Here is a 14,945-nt window from a genome sequence, read left to right as displayed (position 1 = left end):
AGCGAACGGTCAGTCCTCGCCCAGATAGGCCTTGCGGACCGACTCGTCGTGCAGCAGGTCCTGGCCCGTGCCGGACAGGACGATGTTGCCGACCTCCATCACATGACCCTGGTCGGCGAGGGAGAGCGCCGCCTGGGCGTTCTGCTCGACCAGCAGGATCGTGGTGCCCTGCGACTTCAGCTCGGCGATCGTCGCCATGATCTTCTGCATCATGATCGGCGACAGACCCATCGACGGCTCGTCCAGCATCAGCAGCTTCGGCTGGGACATCAGCGCCCTGCCCATCGCCAGCATCTGCTGCTCACCGCCCGAGAGGGTGCCCGCGGCCTGCTTCCGGCGCTCCCCGAGGATCGGGAAGAGGTCGTAGGCGCGCTGGATGTCCTTCTCGATGCCCGGCTTGTCGTTGCGCAGGAACGCGCCGAGGCGCAGGTTGTCCTCGATGCTCATGCGCGGGAAGATGTGCCGCCCCTCGGGGGAGTGGGCGAGGCCCAGCGAGACCACCTGGTGGGCCGGGATCTTCTTCAGCGACCTGCCGTTGAATTTGATCTGTCCGCCGACCGGCTTCAGCAGGCCGGACAGCGTGCGCAGGGTGGTGGTCTTGCCGGCGCCGTTGGTGCCGATGAGCGTGACCACCTGGCCGGCGTCGACCTTGAAGGAGATGCCCTTGACGGCCTCGATCTTGCCGTAGGCGACCCTCAGGTCCTCGACTTCGAGCAGTGCGGTCATCGGTCGTTCTCCTTGCCGGGCGCGGCGTCCGTCGTGATCTCGGCGTGTGCCTCGGCGGCCTCCACCTCGGCCACCTCCTCGGCGCCGGGCGCGTCCTCGAAGGGCTCGCCGAGGTAGGCCGCGACCACGCGCTCGTCGCCCTGGACGGTCGCGCTGTCGCCCTCGATCAGCTTCTCGCCCTGTACGAGCACGGCCACGCGGTCGCACAGGTTGAAGATGAAGCGCATGTCGTGCTCGATGACGAGGACGGCGATGCCCATGTCCCGGATGGCGAAGACCAGTTCCTCGGTGGTCCGGGTCTCCTGCGGGTTCATGCCGGCCGTCGGCTCGTCGAGCAGCAGCAGGCCGGGCTCGCTGGCCAGGGCGCGCGCGATCTCCAGCTTGCGCTGCTCGCCGTAGGGCAGGTTGCGGGCGAGGTGCTCGGCCTTGTGCTCCAGGCCCACGAACGCGAGCAGCTCCATGGCCCGGTCCCGGGAGGCCTTCTCGGCCTTGTGGAAGCCGGGGCCGCGCAGCACCGCCGACCAGAAGCCCTCCTTGGTGCGGGTGTGCCGGCCGACGAGCACGTTCTCCAGGACCGTCATGTTGGCGAACAGCCGGATGTTCTGGAAGGTGCGCGCGATGCCGGCCGCGGTGACCTTGAAGGACTTGGGCGGCAGGACGTTGCCCTTGTACCGGACCTCGCCCTCGGTGGGGACGTACAGGCCGGTCAGGCAGTTGAAGAAGGTCGTCTTGCCGGCGCCGTTGGGGCCGATCAGGCCGACGATCTCGCCGGCGTTGACGGTGAGGTCGACGCCGCGGACGGCGGTGAGGCCGCCGAAGCGCATGGTCACGCCGCGGGCGTCCAGGACGGTCTCGCCGGGCGCGGTGGCGCCGGAAGCGGTGTCCTTCGTGGTGGTGTCGGTCGTCATGGTGGTCAGGCCCCCGCCTTCGTCAGGAGGGTCGGCGCTTCGGCCTCTTCGTGGAACTCGAGCTGGCGGCGCCGGTTGGGGATGAGGCCCTCGGGGCGGAACCGCATCAGCAGGATGAGCGCGAGGCCGAAGGCGAAGAGCTGGTAGTTGCCCAGGAACTGGAGCTTGTTCGGGATCAGGAAGAGCAGGGCCGCGCCGATCAGCGGGCCGCTGATGGTGCCCATGCCGCCGAGGACGACCGCGGCGAGCAGGAAGGCGGAGTTGGGCGGGATGGGGCCGGCGAACAGGTACTGCTCGGGCGTCACCGTGTAGGTGACGTGGGCCTGGACCGTGCCCGCGAGACCGGCGAGCGAGGCGCCGACGGCGAAGGCGATCAGCTTGACCCGGAAGCCGTTGATGCCCATGGCGAGCGCGGCGGTCTCGTCCTCGCGGATGGCCACCCAGGCGCGTCCGATACGGGAGTTGCCGCTGCGCCGGAAGACCAGCACCACGACCGCGGTGATGAGCAGCATGAGGAAGAAGTAATTGGCGAACCGGCCGATGGTGAAGCCGCCGACGTCGTGCTGGGCGCCGAAGTCGAAGCCGAGGACGTCGAGGTTCGGGATCGAGGAGACACCGTTGGAGCCGTTGGTGAGGTCGGGTCCGGAGGTGCCGTCGAGGTTGTTCGCCGTGATGCGGAAGATCTCACCGAAGCCGAGGGTGACGATGGCGAGGTAGTCGCCGCGCAGCCGCAGCGTCGGGGCGCCGATCAGCACGCCGAAGACCAGCGAGGCGGCGGCACCGACCAGGACCGCGGCCCAGAAGGGGAAGTGCACGTCGAACGGCGAGCTGGGGGAGCCGGAGACCAGGGCCGCCGCGTAGGCGCCGACGCCGAGGAAGGCGACGTAACCGAGGTCGAGGAGGCCGGCGAGGCCGACGACGATGTTCAGGCCGAGGGCGACGGTGGCGAAGATCAGGATGTAGACGCCGAGGGTCGCGTACTGGTCGTTGGTCTGGGTGAAGGGGAACAGCACCGCCGCGATGAAGGCGCCGCAGATGGTGATGTTCGTGTGCCGGGAGGCGATCTGCGAGGCGTGGGCGATCAGGCCGGCCTTGTTGAGCGCGGCGAAGCCGAGGCCCGCGGTGATCAGGAAGCCGATGAACTGCTCGTCGTACTCGGTGCCGATGCCGTAGGTGAAGACGGTCAGGCCGAGCCCGAGGATCGCGACGATGATCAGGATCTCGACGTACGACGGCAGGGTGCCCACAGGCCGGGGCGCACCGCCGGCGAAGACCGCCTTGGTCGTCTCCCACTTGTGTGCGGCGCCGTGCTTGAACTTCTCCCAGCCGGTGTCGTCCGGGTCGATCGGGTCGGGCTCGGGCCGCTGGAAGGGCAGGGAGAGCGCGCCGGCGAGGGCGGCGAGGCTGCTGACGGCGACCAGGAAGCCACCAGGCTCGAGGTTGACGAGTCCGCCGAGGTCGGTGCTGATCGCGAGGACCGTGTACCAGCTGGTGGCGAAGGTGGCCAGGGTGGCGAACTTCAGGGCGGCGTGGGGACCGGCGGGCACCAGCCAGCCGAGGCCCCGGAGGCCGTAGCCGGCCAGCGCGAACAGGGCGGCGAGGGCCGCGCCGATGAGGACGAGGACCTGGAGGCCGCCCGGGTAGCCGTAGACGGTGAGATCGCCGGGGAACTTGGCGGTCCAGGTCCAGGCGAGGAACGTGGAGACGATGGTCAGCACGCTGCCGCCGAGGGCGAGGCCGCGGGCGGCGTTCTCGGGCAGCGGCAGCAGACCGGCCGGGGCGTCGGCCTTGCGGGCGCTGGGAGTCTCGGGTGCGGTGGTCTGTGTGGTCATCGGTCTCACGCCCTGTCCGCGACGCGCTCGCCGAGCAGGCCCTGTGGCCTGAACAGCAGTACGAGGATGAGGAGTACGAAGGCCCAGACGTCGGCCCAGGACTGGCTGCCGAACTTGTCCATGCCCGGGATGTCGGCGATGTAAGCGGTGGCCAGGGTTTCGGCCACGCCGAGGACCACGCCGCCGATCATGGCGCCGTAGATGTTGCCGATGCCGCCGAGGACGGCCGCGGTGAACGCCTTCAGACCGAGGATGAAGCCCATACGGAAGTTGATCTCGCCGTACTTGAGGCCGTAGGCGACGGCCCCGACCGCGGCGAACGCGGCGCCGAGGGCGAACGCGATCACGATGATGCGGTCGGTGTTGACGCCCATCAGCTTGGCGGTGTCCGGGTCCTGCGCGGTGGCCTGCATACCGCGGCCGGTGCGGGTCTTCATCACGAAGTAGGCGAGGACCGCCATGCTGAGCGGGGCCGCGACGACGAGGAAGATGTCACCGGTCTGGATGGTGACGCTGCCGATCTCGAAGGGGCCGCCTTCGATCTGCGGGAAGGTGCGCGCGGACTTCGCCTCCGGGTACCAGGCCCACACGGCCTGCTGAAGAGCGAGGGAGAGGCCGATGGCGGTGATCAGGGGTGCGAGCCGCGGGGCGTTGCGGAGGGGCCGGTAGGCGAACCGTTCCGCTCCGACGGCGATGGCGACCGCGACGATGACGGCGCCTATGATCATCAGCGGCAGTGCGATCCACATGGTGGTGCCGCCGGGTAGCCAGAGCCAGACGGTGAGCGCGCCGAAGGCTCCTGTCATGAAAATCTCGCCGTGGGCGAAGTTGATGAGCTGGACGATGCCGTAGACCATTGTGTAGCCGATGGCGACCAGCCCGTACATGGATCCTAGTAGCAGGCCGTTGACCAGCTGCTGCGGCAGTTCGTTCACCGCATGTCCTCCGAGACGTTCGGAAAGTGCGAGGGATGTGGCCGGATGCGAGTCCGCGCGGGGCGCCAGTGGAACAGCGCCCCGCGCGGCTCATCGAGAGGGTGCGGGCGTGATCAGCCCGTGTAGGTACCGGACTTGACGGGCGCCCAGGCCCCGTTCTTCACGGCGTACACGGTGAGCTGCTTGTTGGTGGCGTCGCCGTACTCGTCGAAGGAGACCTTGCCGGTCACACCGTCGAAGGACACGTTCTGCATGGCCTCGGTGACCTTCGCGCGGGCGTCGGAGGGCAGCTTGCCGCCGTTGTCGTCGACGACCTTCTTCACGGCCTCGATGATCGCCCAGGCGGAGTCGTAGGAGTAACCGCCGTAGGCCGAGTACTCCTCCTTGTAGCCGGCGTCCTTGTAGTCGGCGACGAACTGCTTGGCGGAGGGGAGGTCCTCGACCGGGGCGCCGACGGAGGTGGCGAGGTCACCGGTGCTCTCGGCACCCGCCAGCTTCATGAAGGTGTCGTCCTTGATGCCGTCGCCGCCGACCAGCGGGATCTTGGCACCGGCGGCCTTGATCTGCTTGCTCAGCGGGCCGGCCTGCGGGTACTCGCCGCCGTAGTAGACGACCTGGGCACCCGAGTTCTTGACCTTGGTGGCGACCGCGGAGAAGTCCTTGGCGTCGGGGTTGATGTGCTCGGTGCCGACCACCTTGCCGCCGAGCTTCTTGAACTCCTCGGTGAAGGTGGCGGCGAGGCCGGCGCCGTAGGTCTTCTTGTCGTCGATGACGAAGACCTTCTTCTTCTTGGCGTCGTTGTAGACGTACTGGGCGGCGAACGGGCCCTGGATGGCGTCCGTGGTCGCGGTGCGGAAGTACGCCTTGTACGGGCGGACCTTCTTGTTCTGCCAGTCCGTGCCCTGGGTCAGGGCCGGGCCCGTGTTGGCCGGAGAGACCTGGACCAGCTTGGCGTCGTCGAAGACCTTCTGCATCGACTCGGCGACCGAGGAGTTCAGCGGGCCGACGACGCCGATGACCTCCTGCTCGCCGACGAACTTGGAGGCGTTCTGCTGGCCGGCGGAGGGCTGGGCCTGGTCGTCGGCGGCCTCGACCTTGAAGGTGACGCCCTTGACGAAGTTCGTCTTGTTGGCCTTCTTGGCGGCGAGGTCGGCCGAGTTCTTGATGCCGAGGCCCATGGCGGACAGGTCGCCGGTCAGGGGGGCGTCGACGCCGATCACGACGGTGGTGCCGCCGTTGTCGGAGTCCGACCCCTTGTCGCCGCTGTCGCGCGAGCCGCAGGCGGTGAGGGTGAGCGCTCCCGCCGCCAGCGCGGCGGTGATGGCGATAAGCGAACGTTGACGCACGATCAGTCCTTTCCCCAGGCACAACCGCCTCCCCGTGGAAGCGGTCGAGTCGCGCGCCGCGCTGAATTTGTGAATCCCAAGGCGCGGTGACTGGCCGTGACTCTAGGCGTGTGTGGGGAACGTGGAGGAGTGTCTGGCCAAGGCTGTGACTCTCTTGTTATGACACGACGTAATGCAGAGCGGTACTCCGTGGGGGAGAAGGAGGAATTCAGGTGGATTCGCTCTGTCCACATTCTGAGAACCCGCAGGACTCGCCATGATCATTCCAGGCGTCTCAGCCGTTTTGGTGATTACCTAAAACCGTTGCTGCAAGCTACTTCCAGGGCGTGGGAGAGGTCCTGCGCGTAGCGCCGGCCCAGGATGAAGCTCTGCGTCTGCATTGCGCGCTTATTACGCAGAGTTACGTCCAGGAAAGGGAGGTCGGCGTCCCTGGGGGCTTTTTCGCAATCCGCCACGTGCATCGTTATCGTGATCTTGCGGGCCGAACCGGCCTTCGTCCGGAACGGAGCGCGCGGTTCCGTCGTCAGCGTCAGCCCTGCGTACGGCTGCGTCACCCGGGTCACGGTGACCGGCGGCCCCGACGCCACGCTCACCAGGACCGCGAAGCTGAAGCTGCGCGGCGGGGCGTCCGCCGGAGTGGTCCGCTCGTCCAGGTAGGTCACCTCCACCGCCTGGGCGGGATACGGCGGTTGGGCGGGCGGGCGTATCGCGTGCGCGCGGGCCGCGTGCGGTGGCGGCTGCTGCGGCCGGGTGGCGTAGAGATAGCCGCCGCCTCCCACAAGGGCGGTCGCGGCGGCCAGGGCGAACGCCATCCGCCGGTGGCGGCGGTGCCAGGCGGCCGGGGCCGAGCGTTGCCAACTCCCCGAACGCGGGCTTTCCGGCTGCCGGTCGTCCCACGCGTGCGTGCCCTCACCGGGCTCCGGCGGACCGATCCCGCTCATGACCAGGGCCCCTCGGTCGGGGTCCCGTGGCGGTACCGTTCGGCACACGCGTGGCGCGCCTGACGGCCGATCAACTCCCGTGCCGCGGACTCCCCTTGACGCCGCCTGGCGGCCCGTCCCGCGGCCACGACATCCCTGAGGATCTCGTACTGCCCGTGGGACAGGCCCATCGACTGGTAGTCACCGTAGGTGTCGCCGTCGAGCACCTCGCGCGACCAGGAGACGACGAGCTCGGTACAGAGATCGGCGGGGGAGGGCGGCGACGGAGAGGTGGGGGGAGGTGCGGCGGGGGCCGGGGCGGAGTGTGCGGAGTGCGCGGAGCCGCCTGGTCCGTCGCAGGCCGTCACGGCCAGCGCCGCCGGCAGCGCCACCCCGAGCATCAGGAAACTCGCCCCCCGGCGGGGGCCTCCTCGCCGTCCCATGTGCCGAAGCTAAGGGGAGGGACGGCGAGGGGCAACGCTCCGGCGCGGGCGGTCCGGCTTCCGGCGGACTCGGCGCGGCTCGGCGGGCGAGCGGAATCAGTGGTTCTGGCGGCTCGCCCGCTGCGGAGCCCCGTTCAGCTTCCCGCGGGCTCCGCGGGCGCCCCGTCGCCCGGCCCCACCTCGCGCAGCAGGCAGGTCAGCCGGGCGGTGCAGACCCGCCTGCCCTCCTCGTCGCTGATGACGATCTCGTACGTCGCCGTCGACCGGCCGCGGTGCACCGGCGTGGCCACGCCCGTCACCAGGCCCGAGCGGACTCCCCGGTGGTGCGTGCAGTTCAGGTCCACGCCGACCGCGATCTTCGAGCTGCCGCCGTGCAGCATGGAGCCGACCGAGCCCAGGGTCTCGGCGAGCACCGCGGAGGCGCCGCCGTGCAGCAGGCCGTACGGCTGGGTGTTGCCCTCCACCGGCATGGTCCCGACGACCTTGTCCGCCGAGGCCTCCAGGATCTGCACACCCATACGCGTGCCCAGGTGCCCGGCCGAGAACAGGGCGGGCAGGTCCACGCCGAGCGCCGCGTACTCGTCGATGACCTTCTGCGGGAACTTCACTCGCTGCTGCTCGCCCATGGCCCGGCTCCGTTCTTCGTCCACGTGTTCCACTGGCTGAGCAAACGCTCAGTCGGTCGCCGATTGTTCCAGACGGGACTCGGAACGAGTTTCGAGGCGTACGACGACGGACTTGCTGGCCGGGGTGTTGCTGGTGTCGGCGGTGGCGTCCAGCGGCACCAGCACGTTCGTCTCGGGGTAGTACGCCGCCGCACACCCCCGGGCCGTCGGGTACAGCACGACCCGGAAGCCGGGCGCCCGCCGCTCCACCCCGTCCCGCCACTCGCTCACCAGGTCGACGTACGACCCCTCGGCGACCCCGAGCGCCCGCGCGTCCTCCGGGTGCACCAGCACCACCCGGCGCCCGCCCGTGATGCCCCGGTAGCGGTCGTCCAGCCCGTAGATCGTGGTGTTGTACTGGTCGTGCGAGCGCAGGGTCTGCAGCAGCAGCCGGCCCTCGGGCAGCTCCGGATACTCCACCGGCGCCGCCGTGAAGTTCGCCTTGCCCGTGGCCGTCGGGAAGCGGCGCTCGTCGCGCGGGGCGTGCGGCAGCGCAAAGCCGCCAGGGCGACCGGAAGAACCCGTCACGCGCGCGTTGAAGTCCTCGAAACCGGGGATCACGCGCGCGATACGGTCGCGGATCGTCGCGTAGTCCTTCTCGAACTCCTCCCACGGCACGACGCTGCGCTCGCCGAGCACCCGGCGCGCCAGGCCGCAGATGATGGCCGGCTCGGACCTGAGCCGGGGGCTCGCGGGCTTCAGACGCCCGCGCGAGGCGTGCACCATGCCCATGGAGTCCTCGACCGTCACGAACTGCTCGCCGCCGGCCTGCACATCGCGCTCCGTCCGGCCCAGGGTGGGCAGGATCAGCGCCCGCGCGCCGGTGACCACGTGCGAGCGGTTCAGCTTCGTCGACACGTGCACGGTCAGCCGCGCCCGCCGCATCGCGGCCTCGGTGACCTCGGTGTCGGGCGAGGCGGAGACGAAGTTGCCGCCCATGGCGAAGAAGACCTTCGCCTCGCCGTCGCGCAGCGCGCGGATGGCCCGTACGACGTCGAAGCCGTGCTCGCGCGGCGGAGCGAAGCCGAACTCCTTCTCCAGGGCGTCGAGGAAGGCCGGGGCGGGCCGCTCGAAGATGCCCATGGTGCGGTCGCCCTGGACGTTGCTGTGCCCGCGCACCGGGCACACACCCGCGCCCGGGCGGCCGATGTTGCCGCGCAGCAGCAGGAAGTTGACCACCTCGCGGATGGTCGGGACCGCGTGCTTGTGCTGGGTGAGCCCCATGGCCCAGCAGACGATGGTCCGCCGGGAGCCGAGAACCATGCCCAGCGCCTGCTCGATCTCCGCGCGCGTGAGGCCCGTCGCGGTCAGTGTCCCGTCCCAGTCGGCGGCGCGCGCCGCCTCGGCGAACTCCTCGAAGCCATGGGTGTGTTCGCGGACGAACTCCTCGTCCACCGCGCCGTCCGTCTCCAGGATCAGCTTGTTGAGGAGCCGGAAGAGCGCCTGGTCGCCGCCGATGCGGATCTGGAGGAACAGATCGGTGAGCGCGGCGCCCTTGAGGAGGCCCTGCGGGGTCTGCGGGTTCTTGAAGCGCTCCAGGCCCGCCTCGGGCAGCGGATTGACGCTGATGATCTTCGCGCCGTTCGCCTTGGCCTTCTCCAGCGCCGAGAGCATGCGCGGATGGTTCGTGCCCGGGTTCTGGCCGGCGACGATGATCAGATCGGCCTGGTACAGGTCCTCCAGAAGGACGCTGCCCTTGCCGATCCCGATGGTCTCGTTGAGCGCCGAGCCGGACGACTCGTGGCACATGTTCGAGCAGTCCGGCAGGTTGTTCGTGCCCAGCTCGCGCGCGAAGAGCTGGTAGAGGAACGCGGCCTCGTTGCTGGTGCGGCCCGAGGTGTAGAAGACGGCCTCGTCCGGGGAACCGAGGGCGGCGATCTCCTCGGCGATGATGTCGAAGGCCCGCTCCCAGGAGACCGGCTCGTAGTGCGTGCCGCCCTCGGCGAGGTACATGGGGTGGGTGAGCCGGCCCTGCTGGCCCAGCCAGTACCCGCTGCGGCCGGACAGGTCCGCGACCGAGTGCGCGGCGAAGAACTCGGGCGTGACCCGGCGCAGGGTGGCCTCCTCGGCCACCGCCTTGGCGCCGTTCTCGCAGAACTCCGCCGCGTGCCGGTGCTCCGGCTCCGGCCAGGCGCAGCCCGGGCAGTCGAAGCCGTCCTTCTGGTTCACGCGCAGCAGCGTCAGCGCGGTGCGCCGCACACCCATCTGCTGCTGGGCGATGCGCAGCGTGTGCCCGATGGCCGGCAGCCCCGCCGCCGCGTGCTTCGGCTCCGCGACCTGCGGCGCGTCCTGAACGGGATCACCCTTGGGCGGCTTGGTCGCCATCGCACGCTCTCCTTCGGCTGCGTGTGAGAAGTACGCCGACGATCCTCCCACGCCCCACCGACACGGGCACCGCCCCCTTCCCCGCCGGCCGCCGGCTCTCGGCCGCTGTGCCGTGGCTCACGCCCGCCGCAGGCGCGCGGCTCGGACTGTCAGTGGGGCGTGGCAGGATCGGGTGCGTGGCAGAGACAGCAGCGAAGCAGACCGACAAGACCCCCGGCGGTACCCGTCCCCGGCTGATGCTCATGGACGGGCACTCGCTGGCCTACCGCGCGTTCTTCGCGCTGCCCGCGGAGAACTTCACGACCGCGACCGGCCAGCCGACGAACGCGATCTACGGCTTCGCGTCGATGCTGGCCAACACTCTGCGTGACGAGGCGCCCACGCACTTCGCGGTGGCCTTCGACGTCTCCCGCAAGACCTGGCGCTCGGAGCGGTTCATCGAGTACAAGGCGAACCGCTCCAAGACCCCGGACGAGTTCAAGGGGCAGGTCGAGCTGATCGGCGAGCTGCTCGACGCGATGCACGCACCGCGCTTCGCCGTCGACGGCTTCGAGGCGGACGACGTCATCGCCACCCTCGCCACCCAGGCCGAGGCCGCGGGCTTCGAGGTGCTGATCGTCACCGGCGACCGCGACTCCTTCCAGCTGGTCACCGAGAACATCACGGTGCTCTACCCGACCAAGGGCGTCTCGGAGCTGACCCGGTTCACCCCGGAGAAGGTTTTCGAGAAGTACGGCCTGACGCCCGCCCAGTACCCGGACTTCGCGGCCCTGCGCGGCGACCCGTCCGACAACCTCCCCGGCATCCCCGGCGTCGGCGAGAAGACCGCCGCGAAGTGGATCAACCAGTTCGGCTCGTTCGCCGAGTTGGTCGAGCGGGTCGAGGAGGTCAAGGGCAAGGCCGGGCAGAACCTCCGCGACCACCTGGAGGCGGTCAAGCTCAACCGCGTCCTCACCGAGCTGGAGCGCCAGGTCGAGCTGCCGAAGTCGGTCACCGACCTGGAGCGGGCCCCGTACGACCGCAAGGCCGTCGTGATGGTCCTGGACACCCTGGAGATCCGCAACCCCTCCCTGCGCGAGCGCCTCTTCGCCGTCGACCCGGGCACGGAGGAGGTGGAGGCCGCCCCCGTCGCCGCCGACGGCGTGGAGATCGACGGGCGGATCCTGCGCACCGGCGAGCTGGCCCCCTGGCTCGCCGAGCACGGCGCCGAGCCCCTGGGCGTCGCCACCGTCGACACCTGGGCGCTGGGTGCCGGCTCCGTCGCCGAGGTCGCCCTCGCCGCGGCCGGGGGAGCGGCGGTCTGGTTCGACCCGTCCGAGCTGGACGAGGCCGACGAGAACGCGTTCGCGGCCTGGCTGGCCGACGCGGACCGCCCCAAGGTGTTCCACAACGCCAAGGGCGCCATGCGCGTCTTCGCCGAGCACGGCTGGAGCGTCGAGGGCGTGCGCATGGACACCGCGCTCGCCGCCTACCTGGTCAAGCCCGGCCGCCGCTCCTTCGACCTGGACGCGCTGTCGATGGAGTACCTGCACCGCGAGCTGACCCCGGCCGCAGCGGCCGACGGCCAGCTGGCCTTCGGCGCGGACGACGGTGCCGAGGCCGAGGCCCTGATGGTCCAGGCCCGCGCCGTCCTGGACCTCGGCGCGGCCTTCGAGGGCCGCCTCCAGGAGGTGGGCGCGGCCGAGCTGCTGCGGGACATGGAGCTGCCCACGTCCGCGCTGCTCGCCCGCATGGAGCGGCACGGCATCGCGGCCGACCGTCCGCACCTCGAAGCGATGGAACAGATGTTCGCGGGCGCCGTGCAGCAGGCCGTGAAGGAGGCGCACGCGGCGGCCGGCCGCGAGTTCAACCTGGGCTCGCCCAAGCAGCTCCAGGAGGTCCTCTTCGGCGAGCTGGCCCTGCCGAAGACGAAGAAGACCAAGACCGGCTACACCACCGACGCCGACGCCCTGGCCTGGCTCGCCACCCAGACCGACAACGAACTGCCGGTGATCATGCTCCGGCACCGCGAGCAGGCGAAGCTGCGGGTCACCGTCGAGGGCCTGATCAAGACCATCGCGGGTGACGGCCGTATCCACACCACCTTCAACCAGACGGTGGCCGCCACCGGACGCCTGTCGTCCACGGACCCGAACCTCCAGAACATCCCGGTCCGCACGGACGAGGGCCGGGCGATCCGCCGGGGCTTCGTGGTCGGCGAGGGCTTCGAGTCCCTGATGACCGCGGACTACAGCCAGATCGAACTGCGCGTGATGGCCCACCTCTCCGAGGACGAGGGCCTGATCCGGGCGTTCACCTCCGGCGAGGACCTGCACACCACGGCCGCCTCCCAGGTGTTCGGCGTCGAGCCCGGCGCGGTGGACGCGGAGATGCGCCGCAAGATCAAGGCGATGTCGTACGGCCTCGCCTACGGCCTGTCCGCGTTCGGCCTCTCCCAGCAGCTCAACATCGAGGCGGCCGAGGCCCGGGCCCTGATGGACGCCTACTTCGAGCGCTTCGGCGGGGTCCGGGACTATCTGCGCCGCGCGGTCGACGAGGCGCGGGCGACGGGCTACACGGCGACGCTGTTCGGGCGCCGCCGCTACCTCCCCGACCTCAACAGCGACAACCGCCAGCGCCGCGAGGCGGCCGAGCGCATGGCCCTGAACGCGCCCATCCAGGGCACGGCGGCGGACATCGTGAAGATCGCCATGCTCAAGGTGGACGGCGCGCTGCGGGAAGCCGACCTCAAGTCCCGCATGCTTCTCCAGGTCCACGACGAAATCGTCCTGGAGATCGCCCCCGGCGAGCGGGCGGCCGCGGAGGAGATCGTCCGCCGCGAGATGGCGGGCGCCGTACAGCTGAGGGCCCCGCTGGACGTCTCGGTGGGCGTGGGCCCCGACTGGGAATCGGCAGCCCACTAGCCCGCGCCAGGCAGGTGAAGGGGGCGCTGCGGCCGACCCGAGCCCAACGCCCCCTTCCGCCCGGCCCGGCGCCTCGTCTCCGCCGACGGCCACCAACCCCGACGGCACCGTCCGGCGGTGCCGCCCCCACCGCACTCTCCACCCACCCGGTTCGGCGCCGGGTTGTAGCCGACGGGCGCACCGCGAACGGCTCCACCCCACCCGCGCCCCGAGTGGCCCGACAGGCTCGTCCTCCTGCCAAGCCCGCGCCTGGTCTCCGCCGCAACGGCGATCAACCCGAACGGCGGCATCCGGCGGTGCCGCCCCCACCGCACCGCGAACGGCTCCGCCCCACCCGCGCGGCAAGACGGCCCGGTACCGAAAGGCCGGCCGAACCCCCGGAGGGACCGTCACTCTCGTGGCCCCCGCCAAAACGCCCCCCACCCCCCGCAGCCGCAACACTGCGGGCATGGGTATACGCATGCTTCACCGCCGGACGCCCCATGCAGCCACCGGGGCCTGGGCGGCCGCCGCCTCGGCGCAGGCCATGCCCGCCGCGCCGGTCCCGGCCCTCGCTGCCGACGCAAGCACCGCCCGCATCCCCGCCGACCCGGCCGCCACCGTCCGCAGGGTCACCAAGCAGCTGCGGCGAAGACTCGCCGGCCGCCCGGCCCACACCCCCGACTGGCGCCAGTGGGCCGAGGTGGCCCGCAGCTATCTCGCCCTCGCCCTCACCGCGATCCCGCGCACGGGCCCCCGGCGCACCCTCACGGTCTTCGTCGCCTCCCTCACCGAGCGACCGGCCGCCCGAGGCTCTCACCGGCCACCTCACCAGGAGCCCCGGATGCCCCGGGACCAGCGGCCGGACGCCAGACCCTGACCCCGACGGCATACAGCAGCAGCCCCGGGACCACCCCGGCGCCCACGCCGAAACACAGGGTGGGCACCAGCTCCCACGGCCGCGCGGTCGTACCCGTGTGCTCCCACCACTGCGCCGTCCGCTGCGCCGCCCCGGCCAGCGCACATCCGCAGATCACCGCGAGCGCCCGCCACCGGTCCCGCACGGACAGCACCGGCACTCCCGCCGGTGCCGCGCCCGGCGCCCACCGCAGCGCGCGCACCACGAACACCGCGAGCGCCACGGCACCCGCCACGGACGTGCCGTACTGCAGCCAGGTGAACAGCGGCATGCCGGCCGGCCGGTCCCGTCCGATGGCCGGAATCAGCCGCGTACCCCACCGGTCGTGATGCGTGAACGCGTCCCACACCACATGGGTGAGCGCACCGAGCACCGCGGAGCCGTACCACCACCCCACCGATGCCGCCCGCACGCGCGCGCGTGGCGCACCGCAGCGCAGCAGGGCGGCCGGCCGGCCCTGCCGCTTCCGTGGCAGCAGCGCGAGCAGCGGCTCCCGGACCAGCAGCCACAGCCCCGTGAGCGCCCAGGCGATGAGCACGTCGACGGTGGCGACCCCGGCGAACGCGTGCGTGACCGTGCCGCACTCCATGCCGCCCGGCAGGGCACCGGCCGCGTAATAGGGCATGTCGGGCGCGAAGGACCCCGCGACGAGCACCGCGGGCACCAGCCGGCCCCGGCCGCCCCCGTCCCGGCGGATCGCGGGCAGCACGGCCGCCGCATGGCTGAGTGTGAACGGCAACAGAGCCCCCCGAAGCGGTCGACGGCCCGCTTCGGCACCGGTGAGCGGGTCCGCCCAGTATGCGTGACCCCCGCCTGGGGGCGTTCACGACGACGACAGTTGGCCAACCGGTGAAAACCGGGCGCGAACGGGTGCCCGTTCAAAGCAAGTTGTCGTAGGGTCACGTGCGTCGCCGTGCCGGGTGCACGGTCGCACGCACATCGCACAGATGGAAAGGCGGAACAGGGGCAACCAGAGCACCGGGTCAACCGTCACACCAGAGCGAGGCAGACAGACGGAGACGGACGCGACGGGCGTCCACGGGA

General features: G+C 70.8%; 12 protein-coding genes. 2 read left to right on the top strand and 10 right to left on the bottom strand.

Annotated elements, in window-relative coordinates; translation table 11 throughout:
- Positions 1-9: 9 nt before the first annotated feature.
- From ACZ7DL_RS16510 to ACZ7DL_RS16470, 9 genes are all read right to left on the bottom strand, one after another.
- A complete protein-coding gene (locus tag ACZ7DL_RS16510; protein WP_470774853.1) occupies positions 10-726 on the bottom strand; it encodes an ABC transporter ATP-binding protein in 717 nt (238 codons plus the stop codon).
- On the bottom strand, positions 723-1,634 hold the full coding sequence (locus ACZ7DL_RS16505; protein ID WP_470774852.1) for an ABC transporter ATP-binding protein: 912 nt from the start codon (positions 1,632-1,634) through the stop codon (positions 723-725). Before ACZ7DL_RS16505 ends, ACZ7DL_RS16510 begins: the two co-directional genes overlap by 4 nt.
- Before the next feature lie 5 nt (positions 1,635-1,639).
- Complete coding sequence (locus tag ACZ7DL_RS16500) at positions 1,640-3,466, bottom strand: branched-chain amino acid ABC transporter permease (protein WP_470774851.1); 1,827 nt, start codon at positions 3,464-3,466, stop codon at positions 1,640-1,642.
- 5 nt (positions 3,467-3,471) lie between these two features.
- The gene (locus tag ACZ7DL_RS16495) at positions 3,472-4,401 is read right to left on the bottom strand and encodes a branched-chain amino acid ABC transporter permease (protein WP_470774850.1); all 930 of its coding nucleotides are present in this window, start codon (positions 4,399-4,401) and stop codon (positions 3,472-3,474) included.
- Positions 4,402-4,514: 113 nt separating this feature from the next.
- Positions 4,515-5,747 carry a branched-chain amino acid ABC transporter substrate-binding protein gene (locus tag ACZ7DL_RS16490; RefSeq protein WP_470774849.1) on the bottom strand — a complete coding sequence of 411 codons (1,233 nt, stop codon included), beginning with the start codon at positions 5,745-5,747 and terminating at the stop codon, positions 4,515-4,517.
- A gap of 290 nt (positions 5,748-6,037) precedes the next feature.
- Positions 6,038-6,688 carry a Tat pathway signal sequence domain protein gene (locus tag ACZ7DL_RS16485; RefSeq protein ID WP_470774848.1) on the bottom strand — a complete coding sequence of 217 codons (651 nt, stop codon included), beginning with the start codon at positions 6,686-6,688 and terminating at the stop codon, positions 6,038-6,040.
- A complete protein-coding gene (locus ACZ7DL_RS16480) occupies positions 6,685-7,110 on the bottom strand; it encodes a hypothetical protein (protein ID WP_470774847.1) in 426 nt (141 codons plus the stop codon). The genes ACZ7DL_RS16485 and ACZ7DL_RS16480 overlap by 4 nt, the downstream gene beginning before the upstream one ends.
- Positions 7,111-7,244: 134 nt before the next feature.
- Entirely contained in the window at positions 7,245-7,736 is a 492-nt protein-coding gene (locus ACZ7DL_RS16475) for a hotdog fold thioesterase (protein WP_470774846.1), read from the bottom strand.
- Between the two features lie 48 nt (positions 7,737-7,784).
- Entirely contained in the window at positions 7,785-10,100 is a 2,316-nt protein-coding gene (locus tag ACZ7DL_RS16470) for an FdhF/YdeP family oxidoreductase (protein ID WP_470774845.1), read from the bottom strand.
- A gap of 176 nt (positions 10,101-10,276) precedes the next feature.
- Between ACZ7DL_RS16470 and polA the strand changes: the two genes are divergently transcribed.
- A complete protein-coding gene (gene polA, locus ACZ7DL_RS16465) occupies positions 10,277-13,003 on the top strand; it encodes a DNA polymerase I (protein ID WP_470774844.1) in 2,727 nt (908 codons plus the stop codon).
- Positions 13,004-13,451: 448 nt separating this feature from the next.
- Positions 13,452-13,862: a hypothetical protein gene (locus ACZ7DL_RS16460; protein ID WP_470774843.1), complete on the top strand. Its 411-nt coding sequence runs from the start codon at positions 13,452-13,454 to the stop codon at positions 13,860-13,862.
- Here the strand turns inward: ACZ7DL_RS16460 and ACZ7DL_RS16455 are convergent.
- Positions 13,771-14,640: a DUF4184 family protein gene (locus ACZ7DL_RS16455; RefSeq protein WP_470774842.1), complete on the bottom strand. Its 870-nt coding sequence runs from the start codon at positions 14,638-14,640 to the stop codon at positions 13,771-13,773. The two genes, ACZ7DL_RS16460 and ACZ7DL_RS16455, sit on opposite strands and share 92 nt — an antisense overlap.
- Positions 14,641-14,945 lie beyond the last annotated feature (305 nt).

This window comes from Streptomyces sp. NPDC036984 (assembly GCF_055607665.1).
This window is presented reverse-complemented; position numbering and strand designations above follow the sequence as displayed.

Excerpts from the sequence above, each read along its gene's own strand:
- ACZ7DL_RS16475 (WP_470774846.1), bottom strand. The coding sequence starts at position 7,736 with ATGGGCGAGCAGCAGCGAGTGAAGTTCCCGCAGAAGGTCATCGACGAG.
- ACZ7DL_RS16460 (WP_470774843.1), top strand. The coding sequence starts at position 13,452 with ATGGGTATACGCATGCTTCACCGCCGGACGCCCCATGCAGCCACCGGG.
- ACZ7DL_RS16480 (WP_470774847.1), bottom strand. The coding sequence starts at position 7,110 with ATGGGACGGCGAGGAGGCCCCCGCCGGGGGGCGAGTTTCCTGATGCTC.
- ACZ7DL_RS16485 (WP_470774848.1), bottom strand. The coding sequence starts at position 6,688 with ATGAGCGGGATCGGTCCGCCGGAGCCCGGTGAGGGCACGCACGCGTGG.
- ACZ7DL_RS16510 (WP_470774853.1), bottom strand. The coding sequence starts at position 726 with ATGACCGCACTGCTCGAAGTCGAGGACCTGAGGGTCGCCTACGGCAAG.
- ACZ7DL_RS16470 (WP_470774845.1), bottom strand. The coding sequence starts at position 10,100 with ATGGCGACCAAGCCGCCCAAGGGTGATCCCGTTCAGGACGCGCCGCAG.
- ACZ7DL_RS16500 (WP_470774851.1), bottom strand. The coding sequence starts at position 3,466 with ATGACCACACAGACCACCGCACCCGAGACTCCCAGCGCCCGCAAGGCC.
- ACZ7DL_RS16505 (WP_470774852.1), bottom strand. The coding sequence starts at position 1,634 with ATGACGACCGACACCACCACGAAGGACACCGCTTCCGGCGCCACCGCG.